The 2,166-nt window shown below is 26.9% G+C and carries 3 protein-coding genes; 1 reads left to right on the top strand and 2 read right to left on the bottom strand.

Annotated elements, in window-relative coordinates; all coding sequences use genetic code 11:
• Positions 1-319 precede the first annotated feature (319 nt).
• Entirely contained in the window at positions 320-550 is a 231-nt protein-coding gene (locus tag J7M77_RS16630) for a hypothetical protein (protein WP_296880599.1), read from the bottom strand.
• Between the two features lie 116 nt (positions 551-666).
• On the bottom strand, positions 667-1,284 hold the full coding sequence (locus J7M77_RS16625; protein WP_296880597.1) for a flavodoxin family protein: 618 nt from the start codon (positions 1,282-1,284) through the stop codon (positions 667-669).
• A gap of 381 nt (positions 1,285-1,665) precedes the next feature.
• Between J7M77_RS16625 and J7M77_RS16620 the strand changes: the two genes are divergently transcribed.
• The gene (locus tag J7M77_RS16620; RefSeq protein ID WP_296880596.1) at positions 1,666-1,911 is read left to right on the top strand and encodes a PD-(D/E)XK nuclease domain-containing protein; all 246 of its coding nucleotides are present in this window, start codon (positions 1,666-1,668) and stop codon (positions 1,909-1,911) included.
• The last annotated feature ends 255 nt before the right edge of the window (positions 1,912-2,166 follow it).

The raw sequence follows: 2,166 nt of genomic DNA, 5'->3' as shown, positions 1-2,166 counted from the left end.
GCCCAAAAATGACAAATCACTATTCACTTTTCAAAGGACTTTAACAGTTAACTTATAAAATCAAAAATTTAAACATTTTCAAACTTTTTCATCAAAAACACTTGATTTTTATATAGTTAGCTTTCAATATTTTTATTACTACTAATAATTATAAATGATTTTTAATACTTTTGAAAAATTATTGTCATTAAATAAGCAAATTAAATTTTTTTACACTAGCAATTATCTTTAAAACTCCAAAAATAAAACTAATTGTTTTTAAACTAACAATCCCTCCTTCTTGTTAATACTTGACTGTTAAGATAAAACAACAATATAGTTATAACATTTGTTTATTTAAAGCATAAACAAGATAATCTAAATAATCGATTTTCTTTTGTTCTTCATGCAATTCTTGTAATAAACAACAGCGTTGTTTTTTCAAAAACAAAATTAACTTTTTTAGATCATTATGATCATAATCATTCATAAAACTTTCAATTTGTTTTTGATTACAGCCAATATCAACTAAATTCCGTTTGATCTGCTCTTTGGTTAAAACATCGATCATATCCAATCCTCCTTGTCTTTATTTTATAACTAAAGATCTAAGAGATAAAATACTTATATTAAATACAAATTTATACTTTAAAGGCATAGAAAAAGAACTCAATTTAATGAGTTCTTTTAGCGGATAAAATTTGTTGTTAGTCGCTTTTCCTTTTCAGGTAAACCAAATTCTTTTTTCCCTAAATTAATTGCTTTAACTAAAAAAGCCATGTTTTTACCTAAAGTTCGCATAATTTGTAAACCTTCTTGATCCTTTATTGCCTCTTCAGGAGTATTACCATGAACATTATTCCAATATTGACTAGAAACAATTGGCATTTCTCTAATCGTAAAATACTTATTTAATTCATCAAAAGTTGCTGTTGTCCCACCACGTCTAGCACTAACAACACTAGCACCAACTTTCATGGTTAAATCAAAATCAATACTATAGAACAAGCGATCTAAAAATGAAATCAATGTTCCATTAGCAGAAGCAAAATATACCGGTGTTCCTACAACGATACCATCACTTTCTTTAAATTTATCAGCAACTTGATTTACTAAATCATCAAAAATACATTTACCTAACGTTTTACATTTACGACAACCAATACAACCACGAATATCTTTTTGTCCAACTTGAATCAACTCTGTTTCAATTCCTTCATTATTTAATGTTTTAGCCACTTCACTTAAAGCTGTGTAAGTACATCCCCGAGCATTAGGGCTACCATTGATCAATAATATCTTCATATAACCTACCTCCAAATCATTTCCTATTTATATTTTAATCAAAAAAGATAAAAAAATAAAGATAGCTACTTATCTAATACTATTTTCCATTTTAAACAAACATTATTAAATTATTTAAATATATTTGAAGTTTTACTTAGAAAAATATAAAACTAAAATTAAAACAGATAAAAAAACAGTACCCCTTAAATTTATTAAATTTAAACCAAATCCTAGAATAAATGTAAGTAATTGAAAAAAGTTAGAGCTAACTTAGGATATCATCTTTTTTATATTTTCTAAAAATTACCACAATATACTATTGTTGACTCTATTTGTAATTTTGAATTCAATAACTTTTATAGTGTATTATAGTAAAATGATAGTAATAAAAAAGGAAAGATGATCATAAAGCGAATCAGTACTGGAATCGAGAATTTCAAAGAACTGATCGATAATAATTATTATGTTGAAAAAACGATGCTGATTGAAGATGTTTTAATGCAAAGGATCAATTATTATGATAACTACGAGTCATTTTATCATGGTTTTATGGTTGGCTTTTTAAATGCTGATGGTTATGATGTAAAATCAAATCGAGAAAGCGCTGATGGTAGATTTGATCTTGCAATGCTGCCATACAGTTAGAAACTGCAATTGTCATTGAATGCAAGCATTCAAACAGTATTAAAGAATTAAGAAAAGCCAGTAAACAAATCATCGATCAAAAATATATCGAAGGATTAGAAGATGAAGGTCATGAAAATGTAATTGGTTATGGAATATCTTTCTATAAGAAACAATCTATTATTACTAAAATAAAAACCACGCCTAAAAGACGTGGTTTTCTCTGCGGCTATAAGCCTTTGCTACTTGCTCGCGTCTAAAGGCGCTGCTTTCACT

Source organism: Thomasclavelia sp., assembly GCF_017889095.1.
In the GTDB taxonomy this organism is placed as follows: domain Bacteria; phylum Bacillota_I; class Bacilli_A; order Erysipelotrichales; family Coprobacillaceae; genus Thomasclavelia.
The sequence above is the reverse complement of the archived record's forward strand: the minus strand, read 5'-3'. Positions and strand labels throughout refer to the sequence as shown.

Excerpts from the sequence above, each read along its gene's own strand:
- J7M77_RS16625 (WP_296880597.1), bottom strand. The coding sequence starts at position 1,284 with ATGAAGATATTATTGATCAATGGTAGCCCTAATGCTCGGGGATGTACT.
- J7M77_RS16630 (WP_296880599.1), bottom strand. The coding sequence starts at position 550 with ATGATCGATGTTTTAACCAAAGAGCAGATCAAACGGAATTTAGTTGAT.
- J7M77_RS16620 (WP_296880596.1), top strand. The coding sequence starts at position 1,666 with ATGATCATAAAGCGAATCAGTACTGGAATCGAGAATTTCAAAGAACTG.